Genomic DNA, 25,353 nt, shown 5'->3' with positions numbered 1-25,353 from the left:
CGGTGTCACCCCAGCGGATGCGGTGCGGGATTGGGGAACACGCCCGGTGAGGCGTGCGGGTAGCGCCAGCCGAGTTCGCGGGCGCGGCCGCCGAGGTGCGGCCAGCGGTGGTCCGAGTGCAGCGGCGCGAGGTCGGGGGACAGGACGCGGACGCAGTGCAGTCCGACGGCGGACAGCTCCGGCGTGGTGAGCTCGCGGTAGGCGAGCCGGACGTCCGCGCGGTCGAGGGCGTGCACGAGCTCGGTCAGTTCCGCTGCCGTGCCACGGGCTTCGGCGTCGCGCGGCGGTTCGGTCTCGAAGCCGCCGAACCAAGGCAGAGCGTCCCATTCCGCTGGGTGCGTGGCGTAGTAGACGGCGTGCGTGTCGAAGTCGGTGGCCTCCTCGACGGGCCGGTCGCCGTTGCGCGCCAGCCACACCTCGACGAACACCGTGCCCTGGACCCACTCCTCGTAGGCCTTGCGCACCGCCTCCGCCACGGTCGCGCGGCAGGCGAGACCCAGCGTCGGCCGGGGTTTGCCGGCGATCGGCAGCGAACCCGCGACGGCGACCACCGGGTGCGGGCTGTAGGCGGGCGTCAGGTCGAACGCCATCGCGCCGTGCGGCAGGTCGGCGGCGAACCGTTGCGGTGCGAGGGAATGCAGCCAGGTCGTGGTGAACGCGTCACGCTCGACCAGTTCCTGCGTGGCCCTCAGCAACGCGCTGGTCGCCGACGCACCGGCCGCGAGCCCCGACGACGTCGCGGGCAGCCCGTACGAGGCGTCCAGGCCGACGAGACCGGCGGGCACCCGGATCGGTTCGTTGCCGGGCAACGTCCACGCCCGTGTGTACGGCGTGTCGACGTATCCCTTGCGGTAGCGGTAGTTCGGGGCCACGCGCTGCTCGACCGTGTGCAGGCTGAAGTGCTCCAACGGCCAGCACTCGCCGTCGGTGGCGGACTCCAGTGGCGCCCGCGCGGCCGCGTGCCGTTCCAGCGCCTCGGCGATCGCGGCGACCTTGCTGGTGCCGCCGGACGTACCGCCGGTGGCGAACGGTTCCGGCACCGCGGCCCAGCCCTCGACGTCCACATCGGACAGGCTGTGCGGCACGGGGTGCAGTTGCGACACGACGCCCTGCCGCCAGCCGACCGCGCGCTCGACCAGCGCCTCCGCGACGGTCTTCACCGCATCGCCCGGTAGCGCCGGAAGATCCAGTACCCGAGCCCCAGCGCCCCGCCGAGGTAGAGCACACCGGCCACCGCCGCGACGCCCTCGTCCACGCTGGCGAGCGGTCCGAGCGTGAACAGAACGACGAACGGCTCCAAGCACCACAGCACGGCCCAGCCGAGCAGCCGGACCACGCTGCCCACCGGGTTCGGCGACTTGGCGATGAACCCGGAGGCGGTGGCCCATGCGAGTGCCGCCGCGAAGCTGCCGAGCCACCAGCCCCAGGGGATGTCGAAGACCGCGCCCACCGTGGCGAACGGCAGCACGACGACGAGCAACGGGAAGATCGCGGCGGGCAGGACGAGCAGGCTGCGAGGCCGGGGGAGCTCTTTCGTCTCCTCGTACAGCGCGGCAGGGATCTGCACGGCCGCGCCGACCGAGGAAACCGCACAGCAGCAACAACAACAGCAACAGGTGGGCGTGGCGGCGCTGGCGGCGGCCGCACCGGGTGAGAACTGGTCAGGTAACCGTACTGCTGTCGCGTTCATGGTCCCCCCAAGGAAGTGACACGCGCCCGAACTCGACCGTCGGGCAGATCTCGCAGTCAGCCGCGGGCAGCACGCTCTCGCGCGTCGTCGTGAACTCGTCGAGGTTGACGGTCACGACCGTGTCCAGCAGAGCGAGCGAGCCGCTCCGGATGTTCTGGATCGCCTGCAGGGCGAGGGAAATCGGGAAGTCGTGCCGGAGAGCTCCAGGACGCGGGGGAGGCGGCGGATCTCCCCACCGCCGCCCCGCCCGCACCGCGAGGCACGCCAGGCACGCGCCGGCTCCGGGCACCACGAAGGGCCCGACGGCGGCGGTGTGGTGGTACGCGAGGTCCAGCAACAGGTGCGGGACCTTCGTCTCGCGTGCGACCTCGATCAGGTCGACCAACGTGCCGGTCGTCCGCACGACGAGCAGCAGATCCGGGTTCTCGTCGTGCGGCAACCGCTCTACCAGCCCGGCGGGTGCCTCCCCGACGACGCGCGTGCCGACCCCCATCGGCTTCACGTCCTCGGCGGGCAACCCGGCCGGGCGGAGAGCGCCCAGGGTCCTCAGCTGGGCCACGTGCCGGCGAACCGGTTCCCCCAACCGGCTCTCGTCGACCGTTCGAGCCACTCCCCTCAACACTGGCTCGAACAGGCCGGCCAGCGCCACGGCCACCGCCCTGGGCAGGTCTGGAATCAGGTACGCGAGGTCCGCCCCCGCGTAGACGACGAGGCCTTCGTCACGAACTTGGGCGTGCCAGGCGGGATCAGCGACCAGGCTCATCCTCGTCCCCCCGTTTCAGGAAGTTCTCGATCTCCTGCTCGCTCGGCAGATCTCCCGCCGGGTCCATGAGGTTCTCGGCGATCGGCGGCAACGGCTGCTCGGCCCACGCGGGCTGGTAGTCGTCGCTGGGCAGCAGCCCGTGCCGTGACGCGAACTCCTCGGCGGCGTCCCGGATCGACTCCCGCAGCGTCCCCACCACCGCGGTCTCCGCCGTGTACGTCAGCTCGACGAGCAACGCCCGCACGTTCTCCAGCTGGTTCTCGTCACCGGCCTTGCGTGCGAGCTCCGGCCAGAACTGCCGTTCGAACAACCGCACGAAGTCCGCCGCCACCGCGTCGGTCGCCGTGCGCAGGCGCGTGAAGCTGTCCATCACGTCATCGCTGGGCACCCTGAGGCCGGCAAGCCTGCCGCCCGCTTCGAGTGCCCAGCGACGCGTGTGCGGCCAGCCGTACTTCCACCGCACCAAGCCCAACCGCATAGCCCGGAGGAGGAGTCGCGGTTGGACGTCTCCGGTCGGAATCAGGTGCTTGATGTCGCGCACCTTGATCCGAACCCAGTCGTCGGGCCCCTCGGCCTCGCTGAAGCCGAGGACCGCGGCGACCGACTCGCCCTTTTCGCGTGCCGAGATCAGTTCCGCGATCGCGGGCAGCGAGAACCCCCGCTGCTGCAACCGCTGGACCAACGTCAACCGCTCGACGTGCGAGGCGTCGTAGTACGCCACGCGCCCCTGCCGTCTCGGCGCGTGCAGCACACCCTTCGTCTGGTACATGCGAATGGTGCTGCTGGGCAGGCCGATCCGGGCGGCGAGCTCGTCGACGGTGAGCGATTCGGGCACGCACCGATCCTGGCGCGCGCCGTTAGTCGAGTCAAGACTCTTCGAGTGATTACTCGAAGAGTTACAACTCCAGGAGCATCCGGCTGTTGCCGAGCGTGTTCGGCTTCACGTAGCTCAGGTCGAGGAACTCGGCGACGCCCTCGTCCACCGATCGCATGATCTCCTCGTAGACCTCGGGGCTCACCGGGGTGCCCTCGATCTCGATGAAGCCGTGCTTGGTGAAGAACTTGGTCTCGAACGTCAGCACGAAGATCCGCCCGAGCTGCAGTTCCCTGGCCGTCGCGATGAGCTGCGCCACGATCCGGTGCCCGACACCTCTCCCGAGCGCCATCGGCGACACGGCGACCGACCTGATCTCGGCCAGGTCCTCCCACATCACGTGCAGGGCACCGCAGCCCAGCAGCTCGCCGTCCTCCTCCGCCACCCAGAACTCCTGGACCGCCTCGTACAGCGTGACCAGCGGTTTGGTCAGCAGAACCTTGCCGGCATACCCGTCGATCAACGCCTTCATGGCGCGCACATCGCTGGTGCGGGCACGCCGCACGACTACCCCACTGGTCACAACCGTCAAGTATGAGCGGCGCTGTCGCCGGGGTTCTCGTCTGGTGGGAGATCAGTCGTCGGCGGTGCAGGAAGGACGCGTTCGGGGGCGTTGAGCAGCAGGCGGAGCAACTCCGCGGAGTGGTTGCGCTGGTCTTTCGAACGAGCACCCAGGGCGACGCCAACGACGTCCCGCTCGAGCTCGGACCGCCGACGGGCAGGTATGGCACGTACCCATTCGCGCAGCGTCAGAGCCAGCTCGATCCACACGCGTCGTGTCAGGAGCGCCATCGCGACGAGGAACACCGGCGTTGCATAGCCGGCCCTCAACGCCTCTGCCAGTACCGTCCCCTCGGTCAGCAAGGCCGCTCCATCGTTGGTGGGGGATGTCTCTAGTTGAGACGTGTGAGTCGTCCAAAACGCTCGCGATCCGCGCGAAACGGCGCGATTCCAGCCCGAACCCCGAGGGCGGTTACTCTGAGCGCCGTGTCTTCTCCCACCACTCCGCGACGTGTGTCGCTGCTGACCCTGGGCTGTGCCCGCAACGAGGTCGACTCCGAAGAGCTCGCCGGACGTCTCGGCGAGGGCGGCTGGGAGCTGGTGGACGAGGGCGCGGACGTCGTCGTCGTCAACACGTGCGGCTTCGTCGAGCAGGCGAAGAAGGACTCGGTCGACACGCTGCTCGCCGCCTCCGACACCGGCGCCAAGGTCGTCGCGGTCGGGTGCATGGCCGAGCGGTACGGCAAGGAGCTCGCGGACAGCCTTCCCGAGGCGGCCGCTGTCCTGGGCTTCGACCAGTACAACGACCTGGCGGAGCGCCTGCAGGACGTGCTGCACGGCAAGCCGGTCGAGTCGCACGTGCCGGTGGACCGCCGCACGCTGCTGCCGATCACGCCGGTCAAGCGCCAGGAGGCCAAGGACGGCGTCCAGGTCCCCGGTCACGGCTGGGGGCCGACCAAGGTCCAGCGCAAGCGGCTCGACGACGCTCCCGTGGCGCCGTTGAAGATCGCGTCGGGCTGCGACCGGCGGTGCAGCTTCTGCGCCATCCCGAGCTTCCGCGGCGCGTTCGTGTCGCGGCTCCCGGACGAGATCGTCTCCGAGGCCATGTGGCTCGCCGAGAACGGCGTCAAGGAGCTGTTCCTCGTCAGCGAGAACTCCACGAGCTATGGCAAGGACCTGCCGCGTGAGCAGGGCGCCCTCGAGCAGCTCCTCCCGCGGCTGGCGTCCATCCCGGGCGTCGAGCGGGTGCGGGTCAGCTACCTGCAGCCGGCCGAGACGAAGCCGTCGCTGGTGGCCGCGATCGCGAAGACCGACAAGGTCGCGAATTACTTCGACATGTCGTTCCAGCACTCCAGCGAGAACGTGCTGCGGCGCATGCGCCGGTTCGGCGACACGGACAGCTTCCTCAAGCTCGTGTGGCAGATCCGCGAGCACGCGCCCGAGGCCGGCATCCGCAGCAACTTCATCGTCGGCTTCCCCGGCGAGACCGAGGCCGACCTGCAGGAACTGGAGCGCTTCCTCACCGAGGCGCGCCTGGACGCGGTCGGCATCTTCGGGTACTCCGACGAGGACGGCACCGAGGCCGAGAACCTGGACGGCAAGCTCGACGCGGACACCATCGCGGAGCGCGTGCAGCGGATCGGCAACCTCGTCGAGGAGCTGACGAGCCAGCGCGCCGAGGACCGGGTGGGCACTGAGGTCGTCGTGCTGATCGAGCACGAGGAGGACGACGAGAGCGACTGCGTCGGCCGGGCCGAGCACCAGGCGCCCGAGGTCGACGGCGAGTGCATCGTGCTCGAGGCCGAGGGGCTCAAGCGCGGTGACTTCGTGCGCTGCCGCGTGGTCGACTCCGAGGGTGTGGACCTGATCGTCGAGGTACTCCCGACATGACGGAGGCCCGGAAGGTCCCGCTGCTCAACGTCGCGAACATCCTCACGATGGCGCGGCTGGCGCTCGTTCCGGTCTTCCTGTTCTCCCTGTTCGAAGCGGGCGGCTTCGACACGACGTGGCGCCTCATCGCGTTCGGGATCTTCGCCGTCGCGAGCTTCACCGACCACATCGACGGCACCCTCGCGCGCAAGCACGGGCTGATCACCGACTTCGGCAAGATCGCCGACCCGATCGCGGACAAGGCGCTGACCGGGTCCGCGCTGGTCGGCCTGAGCATGCTCGACGTGCTGCCGTGGTGGATCACGATCACGATCGCCGTGCGCGAGGTCGGCATCACGCTGCTGCGGTTCTGGGTGATCCGCTACGGCGTCATCCCGGCCAGCCGCGGCGGCAAGGCCAAGACGCTGGCCCAGGTCATCGCGATCGGGCTGTTCGTGCTCCCGCAGAACGACGTGCTGGAGCTCATCGCGTGGGCGATCATGGCCGTCGCGCTCGTGCTCACCATCGTCACGGGAATCGATTACGTCATCCGGGCGTTCAAGATGAAGGCAAGAGCAGGCCGGGCGGTGCTGTGACAGACGTCGTCAGCTTGCTCAAAGCGAGAAACCAGACCGTTGCCACGGCTGAGTCGCTGACAGCGGGTCTGCTGTGCGCGACGATCGTCGACACACCGGGGGCGAGTGCCGTGGTCCGCGGTGGGTTGATCGTCTACGCCACCGAGCTCAAGCACGAGCTCGCCGGCGTGGATCAGCAGCTGCTCGACGAGCACGGTGCCGTGCATCCCGACGTCGCGGTCCAACTGGCCGAGGGTGCCCGGAAGAGGTGCCGTTCGGACTGGGGGATCGGGCTCACCGGAGTCGCCGGCCCCGATCCGCAGGACGGTGTCGCTCCGGGGACGGTCCACATCGGCTTGAGCGGCCCTGGAGTGTCCACAGTGCGGACAATCACGGTGAGTGGTGACCGCGCTGCGGTCCGTTCGGGTGCCGTGGAAAAAGCCCTGGTCCTGCTGTCGGATCATCTGCTGATCACCGAGGACGGGAACTAATGATGACTCCGCGTTCGTTCGCCCTTGGCGGACGTGTTCGGAAGTCAGTGCCCGTTGTCGGTGTCGATCGGTAACGTAGGGACACGGCCGGCCGGAAGGAGGCGCGCGATGACCGTGCTGCTACGCGAGGCGATCGGTGATCGACTTCGCCATGCCCGCACCAACCAACGCCGCACGCTGCGCGAGGTCTCTCGGACCGCCCGCGTGAGCCTGGGGTACCTGTCCGAGGTGGAGCGCGGCCGCAAAGAGGCGTCCAGCGAGCTCCTCGCGGCCATATGTGACGCGCTTGAGCTGCCCTTGTCCGAGTTGCTGCACCACGTCGCCTCCGACATCGGCGCCGTCCAGCAGACGCCGGACACGGTGCCCGACACCGTCCCGGACGGACGATCGGAGCGGGGCAAGCTGGAGGGTGGCCGCGTGCTGCCGTCCACGCTGTCGGACGACCTGTCCGACCTGCGCCTGCAGCCCATGCTCACGCACAGGCTCACGAGCAAGATCGGCGAGACGCCCAAGGCAGTCGTCGCGGCGTAATCCCATGTCATCCACGACCCCGCTCGCCCCGATGGCGAGCGGGGTCGCCTGCATTCGGGTGACATGTCACCGACTGTGGCCCCCGCCACGTGACGGTCTGCAACAAGATGGTGTCTTCGGACGTTCAACTGACAGCGACGGCAGTGTGCTGGACGGCAGGCAACGGCTTGGCATCGGCACGCTGGGTCACCGCGTCTCCGGACGCGGGTACGGGCAGGATTGGCACGTCGTCAGGCGTGTACTCCTAAGTCCCGGGGTGGGTCAGGGTGTTCCCGGATATCTCCCCATGTCGGTGGATACGCCGACGAACAATTGAGACGATGGATCCAACACCGGCACCGAGAAGGCAGGCGTAGGAGATGGCCAGTCCGTTCGTGAAGTTCTGGAAGTACCTGATGGCGTCGTTCTCGTCGAAGATCGACGAGCACGCTGACCCGAAGGTGCAGATCCAGCAGGCCATCGAGGAGGCGCAGCGGCAGCACCAGGCCCTCTCTCAGCAGGCTGCCGCCGTCATCGGCAACCAGCGCCAGCTGGAGATGAAGCTGAACCGCCAGCTGGGCGACGTGGAGAAGCTGCAGGCCTCCGCGCGTCAGGCGCTCGTGCTCGCCGACGAGGCGCGCTCGAAGGGCGATGAGCAGAAGGCGACGCAGTTCGAGAACGCCGCGCAGGGGTTCGCCACCCAGCTCGTCACCGCCGAGCAGGGCATCGAGGACCTCAAGACGCTGCACGACCAGTCGTTGCAGGCCGCCGCGCAGGCCAAGCAGGCGGTCGAGCGCAACGCGATGATGCTGCAGCAGAGGCTGGCCGAGCGCACCAAGCTCCTCAGCCAGCTCGAGCAGGCCAAGATGCAGGAGCAGGTCTCCGCGTCGCTGAACCAGATGAGCGAGCTCGCCGCGCCGGGCAACGTACCGTCGCTGGAAGAGGTTCGCGACAAGATCGAGAAGCGCTACTCGACCGCACTCGGGTCCGCCGAGCTCGCTCAGAACTCGGTGCAGGGCCGGATGCTCGAGGTGCAGGCCTCGACCACGCAGCTCGCCGGCTCGTCGCGCCTCGAGCAGATCCGCGCCTCGATGCACGGCGGTCAGGCGAACACGCCGCAGCAGGTGACCGCGGGCAACAGCGCGGCCGCGCAGATCCAGGCCGAGATCGCGCAGCGCGTCCAGTCAGAGCAGAAGACCACGCAGCAGCAGGTTCCGCCCGCCCAGAACTGACTGGGCGCGTCGGGGCAGGAGGAGTCAGCAGGTGATCATGGAGCCCTGGAGAAACCGTCCCAACAACGAGATCGTCCGCAAGGTCGTCAACGAGTTGGGTGCGTCGCTCCAGGGCCACCCGCTGGCCGAGCAGGCGCGCTACCGCATGCAGAAGTGGAACGACCCGCGCGCCAAGCTCGAACGCAAGCGCAAGCGGACGAACGCCGTCCTCACGTTCTGGCTGATCGTGATCTCGATGCTCGGCACGCTCGCCGTGCTGGGCTTCACCGGCGTGCTCGGCACGTGGGCAGCAGTCACCGGGGCGGTCGGCGCGGCGGTGCCCGCCGTCCTCGCCGTGCGCAGCGGCTTCAAGCTGCGTGAGCTCAAGGCGGACAAGGTGCGGCTGGAGCTCGCGCCACCGCCACCGCCCAGGCCGCCGCTGCCGGCGCACATCTCGTCCGCGCGCGTGCCGATGGAGAAGCTCCACGGTGCCGAGGACACGATGACCCAGCTGCTCGTGCAGCTCGACTCGCCCGCGCTCACGTCGATGCCGACCGAGTCCGTCCAGCACGCCCGCCAGACCGCCCAGGAGGCCTCCAGGGCGATCCGCGCGGTGTCGGCGCAGCTCCAGGCCGTCGAACGAGCCCGCGACACAGCGCCGCACCTGGAGCGCGCGTCGTTGGTCGAGGGTGTGCGGGTGCTCAGGACGCAGCTGGCCGACGGTGTGGACCGCTACTGCGCGTTGGTCGCCGAGGCGGGCAACGCGCTGGCGGCGAGCACGCAGTTCCAGAACCCGGGCGAGGTCCTGGACGACGCCACGGACCACATGGCCGGTCTCGCGTCCGCGATGCGCGACGTCTCAGGCTATTCAGCCTACTAAAAGTAACGCTGTGTAGTTGCGTGCGCCTATTCGGCGGTTCTCTCTGGAGATCTTTAGGGCAATCGTGTGATTATCGGACCGTTATCTAGCCGTAGCCGCTACATGGCGTGGCAGGATTCCGGGGCCGGTCTGCGGGAAGTCCGGCTGAATGCCGGGAGGCAGTGCGTTGGCGTTGTGGACCGTGCACGGGGACGGCCGGATCACCGACAGTGAAACCGTCGCGCCCCAGGAGAGGGTGAGCTGGCCGCTCACCATCGGGTTCGGAGTGCAGCACCTCGTCGCCATGTTCGGCGCGACGGTGATCGTTCCCGCCGCCACCGGTCTTCCCGTCGCCACCACCCTGCTGTTCTCCGGCCTGGGCACGCTGCTCTTCCTCGTCATCACCAAGAACCGCGTCCCGAGCTACCTCGGCTCGTCCTTCGCCTTCGTGGCCCCACTGGTGGCCGCGCGCGAGCAGGGCATCGCGGCACAACTCGGCGGTGTCGTCGCCGCGGGCCTGCTGGTGATCGTCGTCGGCATCGCGGTCAAGGCGCTCGGCGTGCGGCTGCTGGAGTCGGTCATGCCGCCGGTCGTCACCGGCGCCGTCGTGATCCTCATCGGGCTGAACCTCTCGCGCCAGGCCACCTCGAACTTCAGCGAGCAGCCCCTGATCGCCGGCCTGACCACCCTCGTGATCCTGCTGGCCGGCGTGCTGGGCCGCGGCCTGGTGTTCCGGTTCTCGATCCTGATCGGCTTCGTCGCGATCTGGATGGGCGGCCTGGCGTTCGGCGCCGTGTCGTCGGAACGGCTCGCCGCGCTGCGCGACGCGGCCTGGGTGGGACTGCCCAAGCTCTACCAGCCCGAACTACGTCCGTCCGTGGTGCTGCTGATGCTGCCCGTCGTGATCGTGCTGGTGGCCGAGGTCGTCGGGCACGTGAAGGCGGTCGCGGCGCTGACCGGCCGCAACCTCGACGGCAGCGCGGGCGACGCGATCATCGCCAACGGCCTGTCGACCGCCCTGTCCGGCCTCGGCGGCGGTGCCGGGACCACGACGTACTCCGAGAACATCGGCGTCATGGCCGTGACCCGCGTCTACACGACGGCGGCGTTCGCGTTCGCCGGCGTGTTCGCCACGCTGCTGGCGTTCTCCCCGAAGGCCATCGCGCTGTTCGGCACCATCCCGCCGGGCGTGCTCGGCGGCTGCACGCTCGTGCTCTACGGCCTGATCGTGCTGGTCGGCGTGCGGATCTGGATGGACCGCGGCGTCGACCTGGCGAACCCGGCGAACGCGATGGTCGGCGGCGCGGCGCTCGTGGCCGGAGTCGGCGACCTCACCATCGAGATCGGCGACCTCGAGATGGGTGGCATGGTGTGGGGCTCGCTGCTCGTCGTGATCCTGCACCCCGTGATGCGCTGGCTCAGGGCCGCGCGCCACACCTAGCCCTCACTTCAGCGCCCGGTTGATCCTCGACACGAGGCCAGGACCTTCGTAGATGAACCCGGTGTAGATCTGCACGAGGCTCGCGCCGGCGTCGATCATGCGCTTGGCGTCGTCGGCGGACGCGATGCCGCCGACACCGATGACCGGCAGGTCGCTGTTCTTCGTGATGAACCGGACCACGTCGTTCGCGCGCTGGGTGAGCGGCTTGCCGCTGAGCCCGCCGGTCTCGGTCCTGTGCGCGCTCGTGAGGCCCTCGCGGCTGAGGGTGGTGTTCGTGGCGATGAGGCCCTTGATGCCGTTGTCGACGCACACCTGGATGACCTCGGCGATGGCGTCCTCGGTGAGGTCCGGCGCGATCTTGACCAGCATCGGCTTGTCCGTCGCCGCGGTCAGGGTCGCGACGAGCTCGGTGAGCGCGCCCTTGTCCTGGAGGCTGCGCAGACCGGGAGTGTTGGGCGAGCTGACGTTGATGGCGAAGTAGTCGCCGTGGCCCTTCAGCGCGTTCAGCGAGTTCAGGTAGTCCTGCACGGCGTCCTCGACCGGGGTGATCTTGGACTTGCCGAGGCTGATGCCCAGTGGCGCCCTGAGCGGCGTCCTGTCGAGCTTCGCGGCAAGCGCTTGCGCACCCGCGTTGTTGAAGCCCATCCGGTTGATGATCGCCTCGTCCTCACGAAGCCGGAACAGGCGGGGCTTCGGGTTTCCCGGCTGCGCGTGCCACGTGACGGTGCCGACCTCGACGAACCCGAAACCCAGCGCACCCCACGCCGGCAACGCCCGTCCGTCCTTGTCGAGGCCCGCCGCGAGCCCCACGGGGTTCGGGAAGCGCACGCCGAACACGGTGCGCGGGTTGTTCTGGTTGCGGGCGAACCGCGCCAGCGGGCTCAGCCTCGCCATGACGTCGAGCGTGGTCTCGTGGACCCGCTCCGCGTCGCCGCCGTGCATTCCGAACAACGCCCTGCGAACCACCTGCTTGTACACCACGCGCCCACCCTATAACGCCAGCTCAGGGTGGTCGCACGGCCCTCTGGTCCGCAGCTGGCGGCTAGAGCGGCTTCGGCACCTTGATGGTCGCCTGCTCGTCCAGCGGCATCGTGGGCTTGGTCCGGAACGTCACCGGCAGCCCCCGCAACCCGCGACTGCCCAGCGAGACCCGCCACGACAGCGGCTGTGAGGTGTCCAGGGCCAGTCCGGCGCACCGCCCCAGCAGCGTCCGGAACGCCACCTCGCCCTCCAGCCGGGCCAGCGGCGCGCCCAGGCAGAAGTGGATGCCGTGTCCGAAGGCCAGGTGCTGGCGGTCCGCCCGCTCGATGTTGAGCTGGTCGGCCCGCGGGTACCGGTTGCCGTCGTGCTCGGCGGAGGCCAGCGACAGCAGCACGACGTCGCCCGCCTGGACCTGCGCCCCACCGATCGTCAGCGGCCGCGTCGCGAACCGCAGCAGGTGCGAGGTCGGGCCGTCGAACCGCAGGAACTCCTCGATGGCGCCCGGCAGCAGTGACGACGAGCGCTGCAGCAGTTCGAGCTGCTCGGGGTGGCGCAGCAACGCCAGCGCGCCGTTGCCCACGAGGTCGACGGCCGTGGTGTAACCGGCCACGAGCAGCAGGAACGCCAGCGAGGCCAGTTCGCTGTCGGACAGCGCGGCCTCGCCGGTCGAGCGGGCCAGGCCGCCGATCAGGTCGTCGTCGCCGGACGTCCGCTTGTGCGTCACCAGGTCGCGCAGATACCCCGATGTCTCCTCGCGGGCAGAAGACGCGTCGCCGTCCGCCAGCCCGGTGACCACGTCCGCCCAGTAGCGGAAGTTCTCCTGGTCGACGGCGGGGACGCCGAGCAGTTCCATGATCACGGTGATGGGCAGCGGCGCGGCGAAGTCCGCGATGAGGTCGCAGCGCCCGGAGTCGGCGAAGTCGTTGGCGAGCTGGGCGGCCACCTGCTCGATGCGGGGACGCAGTGCGGCGATGCGGCGCGGCGTGAGCTGGCTCGACACCGCACGGCGCAAACGGGTGTGATCAGGCTCGTCGCTGTTCATCATGTGGTCCGACAGGTCGCCGAACCACCACGACGCGAAGTGCGGATGGCCGCGCAGGGGTTCGGCGAGCGCGGAACCGTGTGAGGACAGCAGCGGGTTGTCCAAAGCGGCGCGCACGTCGGGATAGCGGGTTACGAGCCACATGGGCACGCCGAAGGTCTCGACCCGGTGCACGGGACCTGCGTCGCGCAGGCTCTTCAGCACCGCGTACGGGTCATCGGTGAAGCCGGGGCGCAACGCATCCAGATCGACCGCCATATTGGGGGACACGGCTGGAAGAGCGTCTCGGTTCAATCTGATTGACATTTTGGGCAGAAGTACACGAATCTGCCGTCGATCTCGTCCGATCGGACTCTTGTGCGACAACGCAAACAGGGTTTGCCGGTCCGCTCGAAAACGTAGTGCTGCACGCGCAGGTCGCCGGTGGTGCTCTGTTCGGGCCGCCACTGGTTGGCCTGCAGGAGCTTGCGTGACAGAGCAACCGCACGTGAGGCGTCCACAGATGACACCGGAGCGGTCGGCAGAACGCGCAACAGGAAACAAACTTCCGCGCGGTAGAGATTGCCGACTCCGGCCATGACCCGCTGATCCAACAATGCGAGCCCGATCGCCCGGGAAGGGTCCGCGGTCAACCGCTGAACGGCCTCAGCGGCGTCGAAGTCGGATGCCAGAAGATCAGGACCGAGATGGGAGATGAGCCGATCCTCATCGGCGGTCGGCAGGAACTCCAGGTCGTGCAGCGCGAATCCGATGGCCTGCCGGTCGTCCACCTCGAAGACCGCGCGGGCCTGGTGCGCGGGACGACGCCAGCGCTCACCGGGCCGGTAGAGGTGCCACGAGCCGTCCATCCGGAAGTGGCTGCGCAGGCTGTTGCCGTCGGAGAACCGGGTGAACATGTGCTTGCCGTACGTGCGCACACCCAGCACGTCCAGGCCGGTCAGGTCCAGTGCGGCCAGCCGGGGATGACGCAGTTGCCCGCGTAGCAGCGTCTTCCCGGCCAGCGCCTCGTGCATGCGATGACCGGCCAGGAAGACCGTGTCCCCTTCAGGCATCCACCGCTTCCTGGATCTCGTCGTCGTCGAAGTCGTGGTGCACGGCCCGGCGCCGGCTCCGCGAGATGCGCTGGATGCGGGCGAGCAGCAGGTTGAACGCCAGCGCCACCTCACGCGCGCCTGGAGTACCCCACTCGTGGATCGGCATGCACGCGCCTTGTGCCTGCTGCACGGCGAGACGGTCCGGCAACGCCACCGGCATCACCAACGGCCCGAAGATGTCACGCAGCTCCTCGATGCGGAACTGGTGCTCGTGCGAACGCGGCCGCACGCGGTTCACGACGACACCCAGCGGCTGCAGGTCGGCGTTGTTGCTCTCACGCTCGTTCTGCACGGCCTCGAAGGCGCGCTGCACACCCGCCACCGCGAACATCGTCGGCTCGGTGACCAGCAGCGCGCGGTCGGCCGCCACCAGCGCCGAGCGGGTCAGCTGGCCCAGCGACGGCGGGCAGTCGAGCAGCACGAGGTGGTACGGGAACTCGTCGTACATGTCCCGCAACGTGCGCAACGCGTCTTTGAGCCGGTGCAGCCTCGACTCGTTCGGATCCGGGTGGTTGAGCAGCTCCGCGTCCTCGGACCCGGACAGCACGTCGATGCCGTCGCCCCACCTGCTCGGGCGGATCGCCTCTTCGAGGTTCTCCTCGGACGGGTCCTGCAGGACGTCGTAGATGCTGGCCTTGGACTCCTCTGGTTCCAGCGTCGACGTGGCGTTGCACTGGGGATCGAGGTCGATCACCAGAGTGCGGACACCACGGCGGAGAGCGGCAGAGGCCAGGCCGAGCACCACCGTCGTCTTGCCGACGCCTCCCTTGAGGCTGAGCACGGACACCGTATGCACAGACCTACTCTAGGGTCTCCTACTCTGTTGGACATGCGACCGGACGCCGTACAGAGGGTGCTCGACGCCGAATTGGCCGCCGCACGCGAGCGCAGGGGTGGAGAACACCCCCGTGTGCTCGACGTTGGTGGTGGCAGCGGTGTCTGGGCCGTGCCCCTAGCCGCAATGGGATGTGCGGTCACGGTCGTGGAGCCTTCGCCGAACGCACTGGCCACGCTCAACACCCGTGCGCGCGAGGCCGGTGTGACGATCAACGCAGTCCAGGGCGACACGGACTCGTTGGGCGTTCCCGCCGGTGAGGCCGACCTGGTGCTGGCGCACGGGCTGCTGGAGGTCGTGGACGACGCGCCCGCCGCGCTCGCCTCGCTGGCCGCCGCGGTGGCCCCCGGTGGTGCGGTGTCGGTGCTGGTCGCGAACCGGTTCGCGGCGATCCTGCACCGCGCGATCGCCGGCCGCATCGTCGACGCGCGCAGGCTGCTGGACGACGACGCGGGCCAGCTCGCGGGCACCCGCGACCCGTTGCAGCGCCGGTTCGACGTCGCCGGGCTCGAGAAACTCGTCCTGGACGCCGGTCTGTCCGTGGAGGTCCTGCAGGGTCACGGGGTAGTTTCTGACCTCGTGCCCGGTGTGGTGCTGGACGCGAATCCGGGTGCCGCCGACGCACTCGCCGAGCTGGAACTGGCCGCCGCCACGCGTTCCCCGCTCCGGGACGTCGCCGCCCGCCTGCACGTGCTCGCCCGCCGCTCCGCCTGAAACGCTTTGCAATCGGGACTTTTATGACCCTGATGAGTGGTCCCAAACAACTCGGCGGCGAAAGATAATGTCTCCGCTGCCGACGTAGGGAACCAACGCGATGGAAAGTTCCGACCTGCTGGCCTCCTTGGTCAACGAGGCCGTTGCGGGTGACCGGCAAGCCGTCGAACGGCTGCTGGCCTCCGTGCGCCCGCTCGTGGCGCGGTACTGCCGTGCGCGCGTCGGTCGCAACGAAAGGGCGTACGCGTCGGCGGACGACGTGGCGCAGGAGGTCTGCCTGGCGGTGCTCACGGCACTGCCCACCTATCGCGAGCAGGGAAGACCGTTCCTGGCGTTCGTCTACGGCATCGCCGCGCACAAGGTCGCGGACGCGCACCGGGTCTCGGCGCGCAACCGGTCCGAACCCGTCGCGGAGGTGCCGGACGGCCCGTCGCTGGCCGTCGACCCCGAGGAGAGCGCGCTGCTCGGCTCGCTCTCGGTGCGACTGGGTCAGTTGCTGAGGGGCCTGCCGGACAAGCAGCGCGAGATCCTGCTGCTGCGCGTGGTGGTCGGGCTGACGGCGGAGGAGACGGCCGAGGCGATCGGGTCGACGCCGGGCGCCGTGAGGGTGGCTCAGCACCGTGCGCTGGCCAAGCTCCGCACGTCCGTGGGGGTCGAGGAACTGATTTGACCGGCGCCTTCTACGACGACCTGTCCGGGACGTACGACCTGATGTTCCCGGACTGGGACGCGTCGATGGCCCGGCAGGCGTCGCAGCTCGCGGAGTTCATCCCTGCGGGCGCGCGCGTTCTCGACTGTGCGTGCGGCATCGGCACGCAAGCGATCGGTCTGGCGCTGCGCGGCTAGGAGGTCGTGGGCGCTGATCTGAGTCCCAAGGCGGCTTCTCGGGCCGTTGCGGAAGCCTCTGCGCGTGGCGTCACGTTGCCCACGTTCGCCGCGGACATGCGCTCACTACCGTTCGCGGACGCCTCGTTCGACGTCGTGCTCGCGGCGGACAACGCGCTACCCCATTTGCTGACGGCTCAGGACGTCCTGGCGGCGTTGCGGGAAATGCGGCGCGTGGCTCCGTCCCGGAGGCCGGCTCCTCCTTTCGACGCGCGACTACGACGCGATCCGGAATGAGCGGCCGTCGTCGACTCCTCCGACCGTCGGGCCGGGACGGGTCGTGTGGTTCCAGCTGTGGCATTGGGACGGCGATCAGTACGAACTGGAGATGTTCCGGCTGCACGAGGCCGACTCGTGGCGCGTCGTGGTGGGCAAGGCACGGTATTGGGCGATTGCTCGTCATGAAATCACCGAATTGGCGGAACGAGCGGGTTTCGGTTACGCGGAGTGGTTGCTCCACGCCTATTACCCACCGCTGCTCGTTGCTACAAACGGGTGACGTTTGAAGTTACTCCCTACTTTCCGCATAAGAAGTGACGCGTCGCACGTCTCCTCCACGAGACGTCGACGAGGGGGCGCTTCGAATGGAGAGTTCGGCTTTGTCCGCAGAACTGGTCAACCTGGCCGTGCAAGGCGAGCCCAGGGCCACTGACCAGCTACTTCGCTACCTGCGACCGCTGGTGGTGAAGTACTGTCGCGCGCGTGTCGGTCGCTCCGCGACAACTGCGGACGACGTCGCGCAGGAGGTGTGCCTGGCCGTGCTGACGGCCCTTCCGAAGTACCGGGAGCAAGGCAGACCGTTCCTCGCGTTCGTCTACGGCATCGCCGCGCACAAGGTCGCCGACGCGCATCGCGCGCTCGCTCGTAACCGAGCGGAGCCGGTGGCGGAGGTGCCCGACCAAGCCGGGCGGGGCGTCGGACCGGAGGAGTTCGTCCTCCAGGACGAGCTGAACGGCACGCTCGGTCAGCTGCTGCACCTCCTGCCGGCCAAGCAGCGCGAGATCCTCGTGCTGCGCGTCGTGGTGGGTCTGTCCGCGGAGGAGACCGCGGAAGCCGTGGGGTCCACGCCGGGTGCGGTTCGCGTCGCCCAGCACCGGGCGCTCGGTCGCCTTCGCAAGGAAATCGCGTCTTTGGCTGTCCCGATCGGGTGACATTCGTTTGCGTTTGTTACCAGTCGTGGCGAGTGCGTGGGGTGGACGCACCCAAACGACATACCTAGAGGCAGGAAGACACCGACATAAGGACCAGGGGGCATGGGAAGTTCGGACTCAGCGCTTGCCGCCGAGCGGCTGCGCATGGACGGGGTGCTGGTTCAGCACTTCCGTGAGTCGGGGCTCACCGGTGTCCGCTGGGACCAGTTCCACCGCCAGCTTCTCGGGCGCGGGCTGCTGATCGTTACGAAACTCGTGCGGTCCGGCGCCATGTTCTCCCGCTGCGGGCATCAGGGCCGTTACCTGAACAAGCAGGACATCCCGCCGCAGGAAGCCGAGGAACTGGCGAGCGACGCGGTGTACGACGGGTTCGTCTACTTCCGGGACCGGGGTCTGCTCGGCCGGGAGTGGTCGGCGGAGCACGGACTGCCGTTGGACGAGTACTTCGTCAACGCGTGCGTGCTCGCGTTCCCGAACGTGTACCGGCGCTGGCAGACGCGTGCACACGGCTGGCAGGACGTACGGCTCGTGGAAAGCGTCGCCTCGCTCGAACACGTGGTCACCGAGACGACGCCCGAGGACGCGGTCATCGAGCAGGCGGCGGCGAACGCCGCGTTCGCGACGCTGAGCGAGGACGGCAAGCGGTTGCTCTTCCTTCATGACCAGGGCTATTCGCATGCGGAGATCGGTGAGTTGATGCGACTCACCCCGCGCGCGGTCGAAGGACGGATCCGGCGAGCGCGTCTCGCGGTGCGCCGGCGTCCAGAAGAGGAACGGTGATCTGCGTGGAGTTCACACCCGGCCTGCACCGCAAGGTGCCCGCGGAAGCCGTTCAGGGCTCGTCCGTGGGTGGGCCGGTCTCCGCCTCCAGGGGGACCCTCGATGCGTTGGTCGAGCGGACTGCTGGTGGAACCAAGGAGCCGGTCGACCCGCCGGCGCCCTCCTACTACTCGAGCCGGCCGCAGACCGCGGACGAGCACGTCGCGCGCGCTGTCGCCGGTGATCGCGCCGCCATCGAACGGCTGCTCGGCACCATCCGGCCGTTGATCGTGCGGTACTGCCGTGCGCGCGTCGGATCGTTCGCGTCGGCGGACGACGTTGCGCAGGACGTGTGCCTGGCCGTGCTGACCTCGCTGCCGTCGTACCGCGACCAGGGGCGTCCGTTCCTGGCGTTCGTCTACGGGATCGCGGCGCACAAGGTGGCGGACTCGTTCCGCAGCGCCTCACGCAACCGCGCCGAGGCCGTGTCCGAGCTGCCGGAGTCGATGGACACCGCGGCCGGGCCTGAGCAGCGCGCGATGCAAGGAGAGCTCTCGGACCAGATGGCGACGCTTCTGCGCGTGCTGCCCGAGAAGCAGCGCGAGATCGTCGTGCTGCGCGTGATGGTGGGGTTGTCGGCGGAGGAGACGGCCGAAGCGGTCGGGTCGACGCCCGGCGCGGTCCGGGTCGCGCAGCACCGTGCGCTCTCGCGGTTGCGCAAGGAGCTCAATAACGCCAGCGAGTGATGTTGGCGATTCCCTGCGGGCTCGCGTCCGTGTACCGCTCCATCTCACCGCGCCGCACGTCGGCGATCGTGCCCGCCAGCTCCTGGCCGAACGCCTTGGTGAGCACGGTGTCCTTCTCGAACTCGTCGACGGCTTCCTTGAGCGACGTGGGCAGGCGCTGGACGTCGCCGAGCAGCGCAGGGTCGACGTTGAGGCCCTCGGGCAGCACGGCCTGCGTGGCGATGCCGTCCAGGCCGGCCGCGACCACACCCGCGACGAGGAGGTACGGGTTCGCGGTCAGGTCGAAGCACTTGATCTCCAGGTTGTCCCGGATCAGGCGCAGCGCCGTTTCGCGGTTCTCCTCGCCCCACGCCACGAACGGTGCGGCCCACGTGTTCGGCACGAGCCTGAGATAGCTCGCGAGAGAGGGCGCACCGATCGCGCACAACGCGCGGAGGTGGTTGAGGACGCCCGCGCTGAACTGCCTCGCCTCGTCCTGGAAGCCGTCGAAGAGGTTCGTGCCGTCGCGCCAGAGGCTGAGGTGCAGGTGGCCGCCGTTGCCGACGCCGCCGTTGACGACCTTGGGGGAGAACGACGGGCGCATGCCGTGCCGGATCGAGACGGCGCGGATGGTCTCCTTGACGAGCACGGCCGTGTCCGCGGCGGCCAGCAGGTCCTCCGGCGCGGTGGAGACCTCGAACTGGCCGGCGGCGTACTCGGGGTGGAACTGGAGCACCTCGACGTCCTGCTGGTCCAGGGCGTCGAGGAGGTCGACGCAGTAGTCGGACAGCTCCACCTGGCGGGCGTGCCCGTACGCGGACCCGCTGGTCGCGGGGACCCAGTCGTCGGTGCCGGACTTGCCCAGGCACCACTCGACCTCGAAGCCCGCCTGGGCGGTGAGGCCCGCGTCGGCGAGGTTCCGGACGGCCTTGCGGGCCTGCAGGCGCTGGTCCATCGGGTAGGGGACGCCGCTCTGGAAGTGGCGGTCGGCGGGCGCCCAGGCCCAGCCCGGCTGGCCCGCGAGCACGGTGAGGCGCTCGAGGTCGGGGTGCAGCCGCAGGTCGCCGACCGGGCCGCCGGCGAACCGGCCCTGGATGATCCAGTCGTCGAACAGGAAGACGTCGAACACCGGTGACGCGCCCACGCCGTGCGCCGCCGCGTGCGCCAGTCTGCGCAGGGGGACGGACTTGGTGCGGATGATCCCGCTGTTGTCGACCCAGGTGAGCGCCACGACGCTCACGTTCCGCGCGTTGAGCCCGTCGAAGAGTTCCGTCGCCCGGTCGAACCGCTGGTCCCGTTCCGCAGAGTCCACGATCCTGAGGGTATGGGCATCTTGCCGTTCGTCGCCGAACTCGGGCTGGTAGATCACCATTGCCACGGTGTGTTGCGCACCGACAGCGCTCGCCCGGAGTTCGAGTCGTTGTTGCTGGAAGCCGACGCGGTGTCCCCGCTCGGCGGGTCGTTCTTCGACTCCGCCCTGGGGTTCGCGGTGCGGCGCTGGTGCGCGCCGTTGCTGGACCTGCCTCGGCACGCGTCCGCCGACGAGTACCTCGAACGGCGGAACTCGCTGCACATCGCCGAGGTGTCGCGCACGTTCCTGATGGCGTCCGGGATCCACACGTTCCTGGTGGACGGCGGGTTCCAGCCCGATCGGCTGCTGTCGGCCGCTGAGCTGGCCGGGCTGGGCGGGGGTGTGGCGCACGAGATCGTGCGGCTGGAGGCCCTGGCGGAGACCTCGAGGCCTTCGGTCTCGCCCTCGGAGTTCGTCGACCTCGTCCGGTCGCGGCTCGCCTCGTCGTCAGCGGTGGGGGCGAAGTCCGTCGCGGCGTACCGGACCGGGCTGGGTCTTCCCGGCGTGCGGCCTGCCGACGCGGAGGTGGAGCGCGCGGTGGCGGCGTGGTCGTCCGGGCGGCTGGAGGACCCGGTGGTGATCACCTGGCTGGCCTGGGAGGCGTTGGACGCCGGGCTGCCTTTGCAGTTCCACGTCGGGTACGGCGACTCGGACCTCGACCTGCACCGGTGCGATCCGTCGTTGCTGACGCCGTTCCTGAGGGCCACAGCCACCCTCGGTGTGCCGGTGTTGCTGCTGCACAACTACCCGTTCCACCGGCAGGCCGGGTACCTCGCGCAGGTGTTCCCGCACGTGTTCTGCGATCTCGGGCTGGCGACGCACGGGCTGGGACATCAGGCGTCGCGGGTGTTCGCCGAGGCGCTGGAGATCGTGCCGTACGGGAAGTTCCTGTTCTCCTCCGATGCCTTCGCCCTGCCCGAGTTGTACTACCTCGGCGCGTTGCTGTTCCGGCGCGCGTTGTCGGACTTCCTGGCCGATGGGCTGCGGAGTGATGCGTTCGGGGAGGACGACGCCCACCGCATCGCACGGCTGATCGCGTCGGAGAACGCCTCGCGAGTTTACAAACTGTAGGATTTGCGTCGAACTCACGTTCGAAAGGGGTGTTCATGGGTCGCAGTGCGAACCTGCCACGCGGCCTGGTCGACCGGTTCCGTGCGCGTGATGGCGTCTGGCCTGACGACACGGGCTGCCGGATGCTGCACGTCGACATGGACGCCTTCTACGCGTCGGTGGAGATCCGCGAACGCCCTGAGCTTGAGTCCGTGCCCGTCGTAGTCGGCGGCGTCGGTGGGCGGGGCGTCGTGAGTTCCGCGAACTACCTCGCGCGTGAGTACGGCGTGCGTTCCGCGATGCCCACCGCGCATGCCCGCCGTCTGGCGCCTCATGCCGTGTACCTGCCGCCGCAGTTCGACCTCTACCAGGAGGTCTCGCGCGGGGTCATGGCGATCTTCCGCGACATCACCCCGCTGGTGGAGCCCCTCTCGCTGGACGAGGCCTTCCTCGACGTCGGTGGCGCGCTCCGCCGGCTCGGCCTGACGCCCGGTGGCATCGGGGAGCTGATCAGGGCCCGCGTGCTGGCCGACCAGGGCGTGTCCTGTTCGGTCGGGGTGTCGTCGACGAAGTTCCTCGCGAAGCTCGCCTCGGGCATGTGCAAGCCCGACGGCATGATGGTCGTTCCCGCCGCTGCTTCTCTCGAGTTCCTGCACCCGCTGCCGGTCTCGGCCTTGTGGGGCGTGGGCGCGAAAACCGCTGCGAGGCTCGAAGGGCTGGGCCTGGAGACCGTCGCCGACGTGGCCGCCATGCCTCTGCCGCGCCTGCGCCGCAAGATCGGCGTGGCCCTGGCGGAGCACCTGTACGCGCTGGCCTCCGGGGTGGACGACCGCGCGGTGGTGCCGGAGTCGCGGGAGAAGTCGATCGGCGCCGAGGAGACCTTCGAGGTCGACGTCGCCGACCGCACGCTGCTGCGCCGCGAACTGCTGCGCCTGTCGGAGCGTTCAGCGGGTTCGTTGCGTGCCAAGGGACTGCACGGCCGGACGGTGTCGATCAAAGTCCGCTTCTCCGACTTCACGACGATCACCCGCTCCCGCACCCTGCCGGTGTCGACCGACGTGACCCAGGAGGTCTACCGGGTGGCCGCCGAGCTCCTGGACACCCAGGTGCCGCCCGGCGACGTCCGCCTGATCGGCGTCCGAATAGAGGGCCTTGACAACGCCGACTCCGCCCAGCAACTGATCTTCGACGCCCCGGAACGAGGCTGGCGCGAAGCCGAGCAAGCCGCCGACCAGGCCCGTTCCCGCTTCGGCTCGCTGGCCGTCCGCCCGGCCTCCCTGCTCCGCGACAGTCCAGAAAGGACAGCGGACTTCGAACCGAAGCCCGAGTGATCGCGACTTGTCCACAGCCCCTGACTTGTCCACAGATCCGCTCACCCCCCGAACCCCCCACCATCCCCAGCCCCACCATTGACCCATGCGCCACCCCATCGACCTGGAAGCACTGGGCACCCTCTTCGTCCACCGAGTGGCCCCAGTGGCAGCCCTGATCCACATAGGACTGTCCTCGTCCCTGATCGACCAGCGGTCCCGCCCGGGCGGCCCCTGGCAACGCCTGTTCCCGAGCATCTTCCTGCTGTCCAGAGCAGGCCCGTCCCGGGAGCAACTGGTGCAGGCCGCCCTGCTCTACGCAGGAGAGGGCGCGATGCTCACCGCGTTCGACGCCCTCTACCTGCACGGCATGAGGTCCGTCCTGCCGACAGCGGACGCCATCCACGTCCTGGCCCCACGCAACTCCGGCGCCTGGGGCCACGGCACCCTGCGCCTGGAACGAACAGACCGCCTACCGAAACCAGCCCTGCGCCGAGGCTTCCACGTGGCCCCCTTGGAACGAGCGGCGGTGGACGCCATCCGCCGAACCCGCTCGATCCCGGACACCAAGGCCATCCTCGACGAGGTGTCGCACTACGTGGGCGTCCAAGCCCTCAGGGCGGAGCTGGCCATGGCCCCGCGCAAGGGCACCACCCTGGCCCGCAAACTCCTGGGCGACTCCCCGGCCCGCCAGCTGGAACTGGCCGTGATGGACCACCGCCCCCCGTCCGTCCCACAAGCCCGAACCCCACAACCAGTCGGCTGACCCCAGCCCACAAGGCTCCCGGGCCAACCCCAACCCCGCGCTGTTCAGCAGCGGGACCGTCCCCGGCGTCCGCACACACCGGTCGGGCATCGCCGCCGTGCACCAGCTTCGCCGCTGAGCCGATGACCTGGCTCAGCAGCGGTGCCGTGCACGAGATGTGCAGCGGTGCCAGCGACTCCTGCCCAGCGGCCTCGCCCACAAGGCATCCCGGCCAACCCGCAACCCCGGGTGCTGCCCGGCAGCACGAGTCCGTCCGGCGGCGCCGGACACACCAGTCCGGCAACGCCGCCGCGCACCAGGCTCGCTGCTGAGTCGGTGACCTGGCTCAGCAGCGGCGCCGTGCACGAGATGTGCAGCGGTGCCAGCGACTCTTGCCCAGCGGCCCCGCCCCGCTAACCCGCGCCTCTTCCACCACGAGCCCACTCCGCCGCCCCGAATGGAGGCAAGCCGATCTCGCCTGACGCAGCCGCCGAACCCCACCCGATGCGGCACTCAGATCCCAGCCGCCGCAGTCCTCGGCCCGCCCACCTAGAGCGAAGCTGGCCAGTTCCACCGCGTGCGGCACCCGAATCCCACTCAACGCGGCACCCAGATCCCAGCCTCCGCAGGCCTCAGCCCGCCCACCTCGAGCGGAGCTGGCCAGTTCCACCGCGTGCGGCACCCGAAGCCCACTCAACGCGGCACCCAGATCCCAGCCTCCGCAGGCCTCAGCCCGCTTACCCCGAGCGAAGCCGGCCCGTTCCACCGGCCGCGGCCCCCGAATCCCATCCGCCGCGGCACCCGCCCACCGCACCGAGAGGAGCCACTACCGAACCGGAGCCTTGACCCCCTTGCCCTTGGCCGCAGCCTTGACCGCGATCCCCCGCTGGCTCAAGAACTTCAACCGAGGCTCAGCGAAGTAGTCCCAAGGCCCCGCATCCGCCAGCGCCCCCAAAGCCCGGAACTGCCCCACGGCCTCCTCGAACCGCTGCAACTCAAGCAAGGCGTAGATCGCATACCCACGGTCGTTCCGCAGCGCGTAAGTGTCCGCCCCCTCGTCCGCCAGTCGAGCCAGCAGCGCGTCGAGGGCCGCGACAACCGCAGGCGACTTCCACACGTCAGGGGAGGTGCCCTCAGCCTCGTAAGCAGCCTGCAGCGGCAGGGACAGGAGCTTGGGCGACTTGGCCGCGGCTTCGACCGCGAACGCCAGGGCCAGCTCGTCCGACCCGTGCCACTTGCGGCACCAGTACTGCAGGGCCTGCGCGTGTCCGTTGTGGTGCAGGGGATCGCGCGACATCAGTTCCGCCCAGATCGCGCGGAACTCGTCGTGCTCCGCCTGCAGGCCGCGGGCGAGCGTCAGCGTCGTGTTCCACGGCGTCGGGTCGTCCGGCAGCACGGCGGCGGCGACGCCCGCTGCCTCGCGGGCCTCGAACAGGACGCGGTGGAAGCCCTCGAACTGTTCGCGGGTGGTCTGGGACGAGGTGCCGCTGCCTCGGATGTCCCAGGCGAGGGAGACCAGCGACATCGCGTGCACGACGATCCAGTGCGGGTCGCCTGGGCGGGCGGTCTGCCAGGCGCCCATCCAGGTGTCGTTCTTGGCGGCGAGGTCGGCCAGGGCCCAGACGACGCGCTGGCGGCGGTCCCAGTCACCGTAGGTCGACGTGACGAGGTCGGCGGCGTTCTCCCAGTGGCCGGCTCGGACGTCGTCCTTCACGGCGGCGAGGGCCAGGTCCTCGATCGGCGAGGTGGTGGTCACCTCCGCGTCGGGGACGAGGCCGTAGCGCTCCGGGTGGGTTTTGGGCAGGACGTGCGAAGCCACTACGTCGGAAGGGAGTTCGTCGATCTCCACGCCCAGCCGCTTCGCCTCGCGCATCAGGCGGATGACGGTGATGAGTTCCTTGGGCTTGAACAGAAGTGAGAGCACCAC

The 25,353-nt window shown here is 69.3% G+C and carries 30 protein-coding genes; 18 read left to right on the top strand and 12 right to left on the bottom strand.

The features are described 5' to 3' along the window. Nucleotides 1-5 precede the first annotated feature (5 nt). The 6 genes from DFR72_RS21685 to DFR72_RS21665 all read right to left on the bottom strand — a co-directional run bounded on the left by DFR72_RS21685 (nt 6) and on the right by DFR72_RS21665 (nt 4,191). Nucleotides 6-1,160 carry a YcaO-like family protein gene (locus DFR72_RS21685; RefSeq protein WP_170176345.1) on the bottom strand — a complete coding sequence of 385 codons (1,155 nt, stop codon included), beginning with the start codon at nt 1,158-1,160 and terminating at the stop codon, nt 6-8. Further along, a complete protein-coding gene (locus tag DFR72_RS45640; protein WP_170176344.1) occupies nt 1,157-1,567 on the bottom strand; it encodes a hypothetical protein in 411 nt (136 codons plus the stop codon). Before DFR72_RS45640 ends, DFR72_RS21685 begins: the two co-directional genes overlap by 4 nt. Nucleotides 1,568-1,661: 94 nt before the next feature. Beyond that, nucleotides 1,662-2,453, bottom strand: a complete 792-nt coding sequence (locus DFR72_RS21680; RefSeq protein ID WP_090073901.1) for a hypothetical protein — start codon at nt 2,451-2,453, stop codon at nt 1,662-1,664. Then, on the bottom strand, nt 2,437-3,288 hold the full coding sequence (locus tag DFR72_RS21675) for a MerR family transcriptional regulator (protein ID WP_090073903.1): 852 nt from the start codon (nt 3,286-3,288) through the stop codon (nt 2,437-2,439). The genes DFR72_RS21680 and DFR72_RS21675 overlap by 17 nt, the downstream gene beginning before the upstream one ends. 61 nt (nt 3,289-3,349) lie before the next feature. Further along, entirely contained in the window at nt 3,350-3,850 is a 501-nt protein-coding gene (locus tag DFR72_RS21670; protein WP_090073905.1) for an amino-acid N-acetyltransferase, read from the bottom strand. A gap of 5 nt (nt 3,851-3,855) precedes the next feature. Further along, on the bottom strand, nt 3,856-4,191 hold the full coding sequence (locus tag DFR72_RS21665; protein WP_090073908.1) for a hypothetical protein: 336 nt from the start codon (nt 4,189-4,191) through the stop codon (nt 3,856-3,858). Between the two features lie 123 nt (nt 4,192-4,314). Here DFR72_RS21665 and rimO point away from each other — a divergent pair, with 123 nt between their 5' ends. The 7 genes from rimO to DFR72_RS21630 all read left to right on the top strand — a co-directional run bounded on the left by rimO (nt 4,315) and on the right by DFR72_RS21630 (nt 10,784). Further along, the gene (gene rimO / locus DFR72_RS21660; protein WP_170176343.1) at nt 4,315-5,718 is read left to right on the top strand and encodes a 30S ribosomal protein S12 methylthiotransferase RimO; all 1,404 of its coding nucleotides are present in this window, start codon (nt 4,315-4,317) and stop codon (nt 5,716-5,718) included. Beyond that, entirely contained in the window at nt 5,715-6,293 is a 579-nt protein-coding gene (gene pgsA / locus DFR72_RS21655) for a CDP-diacylglycerol--glycerol-3-phosphate 3-phosphatidyltransferase (protein WP_090073911.1), read from the top strand. The genes rimO and pgsA overlap by 4 nt, the downstream gene beginning before the upstream one ends. Continuing rightward, the gene (locus DFR72_RS21650) at nt 6,290-6,763 is read left to right on the top strand and encodes a CinA family protein (RefSeq protein ID WP_090073913.1); all 474 of its coding nucleotides are present in this window, start codon (nt 6,290-6,292) and stop codon (nt 6,761-6,763) included. The genes pgsA and DFR72_RS21650 overlap by 4 nt, the downstream gene beginning before the upstream one ends. A gap of 108 nt (nt 6,764-6,871) precedes the next feature. Further along, nucleotides 6,872-7,294, top strand: a complete 423-nt coding sequence (locus tag DFR72_RS21645; RefSeq protein WP_090073917.1) for a helix-turn-helix domain-containing protein — start codon at nt 6,872-6,874, stop codon at nt 7,292-7,294. Nucleotides 7,295-7,653: 359 nt separating this feature from the next. Continuing rightward, nucleotides 7,654-8,505, top strand: a complete 852-nt coding sequence (locus DFR72_RS21640; RefSeq protein WP_030479505.1) for a PspA/IM30 family protein — start codon at nt 7,654-7,656, stop codon at nt 8,503-8,505. A gap of 37 nt (nt 8,506-8,542) precedes the next feature. After that, nucleotides 8,543-9,364, top strand: a complete 822-nt coding sequence (gene pspM / locus DFR72_RS21635; protein ID WP_090073989.1) for a phage shock envelope stress response protein PspM — start codon at nt 8,543-8,545, stop codon at nt 9,362-9,364. Nucleotides 9,365-9,512: 148 nt separating this feature from the next. After that, on the top strand, nt 9,513-10,784 hold the full coding sequence (locus tag DFR72_RS21630; RefSeq protein ID WP_090073920.1) for a solute carrier family 23 protein: 1,272 nt from the start codon (nt 9,513-9,515) through the stop codon (nt 10,782-10,784). Between the two features lie 3 nt (nt 10,785-10,787). Here the strand turns inward: DFR72_RS21630 and DFR72_RS21625 are convergent, their stop codons facing one another. The 4 genes from DFR72_RS21625 to DFR72_RS21610 form a co-directional block, all read right to left on the bottom strand. Continuing rightward, a complete protein-coding gene (locus tag DFR72_RS21625; protein ID WP_090073922.1) occupies nt 10,788-11,765 on the bottom strand; it encodes a quinone-dependent dihydroorotate dehydrogenase in 978 nt (325 codons plus the stop codon). A 61-nt stretch (nt 11,766-11,826) separates the two neighbouring features. After that, nucleotides 11,827-13,065, bottom strand: coding sequence for a cytochrome P450 family protein (locus DFR72_RS21620; RefSeq protein ID WP_170176342.1), 1,239 nt, complete (start codon nt 13,063-13,065; stop codon nt 11,827-11,829). Between the two features lie 32 nt (nt 13,066-13,097). After that, on the bottom strand, nt 13,098-13,859 hold the full coding sequence (locus DFR72_RS21615; protein WP_090073926.1) for a DNA-formamidopyrimidine glycosylase family protein: 762 nt from the start codon (nt 13,857-13,859) through the stop codon (nt 13,098-13,100). Continuing rightward, nucleotides 13,852-14,697 carry a ParA family protein gene (locus DFR72_RS21610; RefSeq protein ID WP_090073930.1) on the bottom strand — a complete coding sequence of 282 codons (846 nt, stop codon included), beginning with the start codon at nt 14,695-14,697 and terminating at the stop codon, nt 13,852-13,854. Before DFR72_RS21610 ends, DFR72_RS21615 begins: the two co-directional genes overlap by 8 nt. Before the next feature lie 33 nt (nt 14,698-14,730). On the opposite strand from DFR72_RS21610, the gene DFR72_RS21605 reads away from it, so the two are divergent. From DFR72_RS21605 to shbA, 8 genes are all read left to right on the top strand, one after another. Continuing rightward, nucleotides 14,731-15,450, top strand: a complete 720-nt coding sequence (locus DFR72_RS21605; protein WP_090073932.1) for a class I SAM-dependent methyltransferase — start codon at nt 14,731-14,733, stop codon at nt 15,448-15,450. Between the two features lie 100 nt (nt 15,451-15,550). After that, entirely contained in the window at nt 15,551-16,120 is a 570-nt protein-coding gene (locus DFR72_RS21600) for a sigma-70 family RNA polymerase sigma factor (RefSeq protein ID WP_090073934.1), read from the top strand. Continuing rightward, nucleotides 16,117-16,296 (top strand): class I SAM-dependent methyltransferase, encoded by a 180-nt coding sequence (locus tag DFR72_RS46385; protein WP_211335475.1) that lies wholly within the window; start codon nt 16,117-16,119, stop codon nt 16,294-16,296. The genes DFR72_RS21600 and DFR72_RS46385 overlap by 4 nt, the downstream gene beginning before the upstream one ends. A gap of 6 nt (nt 16,297-16,302) precedes the next feature. Then, nucleotides 16,303-16,572 (top strand): class I SAM-dependent methyltransferase, encoded by a 270-nt coding sequence (locus tag DFR72_RS46380; RefSeq protein ID WP_211335474.1) that lies wholly within the window; start codon nt 16,303-16,305, stop codon nt 16,570-16,572. Between the two features lie 43 nt (nt 16,573-16,615). After that, entirely contained in the window at nt 16,616-16,834 is a 219-nt protein-coding gene (locus DFR72_RS46375; RefSeq protein WP_211335473.1) for a hypothetical protein, read from the top strand. A gap of 85 nt (nt 16,835-16,919) precedes the next feature. Next, a complete protein-coding gene (locus DFR72_RS21590; protein ID WP_090073938.1) occupies nt 16,920-17,486 on the top strand; it encodes a sigma-70 family RNA polymerase sigma factor in 567 nt (188 codons plus the stop codon). Between the two features lie 102 nt (nt 17,487-17,588). Further along, entirely contained in the window at nt 17,589-18,266 is a 678-nt protein-coding gene (locus DFR72_RS21585) for a sigma factor-like helix-turn-helix DNA-binding protein (protein ID WP_090073940.1), read from the top strand. A 233-nt stretch (nt 18,267-18,499) separates the two neighbouring features. Beyond that, the gene (gene shbA / locus DFR72_RS21580) at nt 18,500-18,991 is read left to right on the top strand and encodes an RNA polymerase sigma factor ShbA (RefSeq protein ID WP_245983327.1); all 492 of its coding nucleotides are present in this window, start codon (nt 18,500-18,502) and stop codon (nt 18,989-18,991) included. Here the strand turns inward: shbA and DFR72_RS21575 are convergent. Continuing rightward, entirely contained in the window at nt 18,972-20,282 is a 1,311-nt protein-coding gene (locus tag DFR72_RS21575) for a type I glutamate--ammonia ligase (RefSeq protein ID WP_245983276.1), read from the bottom strand. The two genes, shbA and DFR72_RS21575, sit on opposite strands and share 20 nt — an antisense overlap. 12 nt (nt 20,283-20,294) lie before the next feature. Between DFR72_RS21575 and DFR72_RS21570 the strand changes: the two genes are divergently transcribed. From DFR72_RS21570 to DFR72_RS21560, 3 genes are all read left to right on the top strand, one after another. Beyond that, nucleotides 20,295-21,392, top strand: a complete 1,098-nt coding sequence (locus DFR72_RS21570) for an amidohydrolase family protein (RefSeq protein ID WP_090073996.1) — start codon at nt 20,295-20,297, stop codon at nt 21,390-21,392. Between the two features lie 35 nt (nt 21,393-21,427). Continuing rightward, a complete protein-coding gene (locus DFR72_RS21565) occupies nt 21,428-22,702 on the top strand; it encodes a DNA polymerase IV (protein ID WP_090073998.1) in 1,275 nt (424 codons plus the stop codon). A gap of 85 nt (nt 22,703-22,787) precedes the next feature. Next, nucleotides 22,788-23,447, top strand: coding sequence for a hypothetical protein (locus DFR72_RS21560; RefSeq protein ID WP_090073944.1), 660 nt, complete (start codon nt 22,788-22,790; stop codon nt 23,445-23,447). Nucleotides 23,448-24,252: 805 nt separating this feature from the next. Here DFR72_RS21560 and DFR72_RS21555 read toward each other — a convergent pair. Next, complete coding sequence (locus tag DFR72_RS21555; protein WP_245983274.1) at nt 24,253-25,353, bottom strand: DUF4034 domain-containing protein; 1,101 nt, start codon at nt 25,351-25,353, stop codon at nt 24,253-24,255.

Source organism: Lentzea flaviverrucosa, from assembly GCF_003350445.1.
In the GTDB taxonomy this organism is placed as follows: domain Bacteria; phylum Actinomycetota; class Actinomycetes; order Mycobacteriales; family Pseudonocardiaceae; genus Lentzea; species Lentzea californiensis.
Note: the sequence above shows the minus strand (reverse complement) of the source record. Positions and strands in the feature narration are given on the sequence as shown.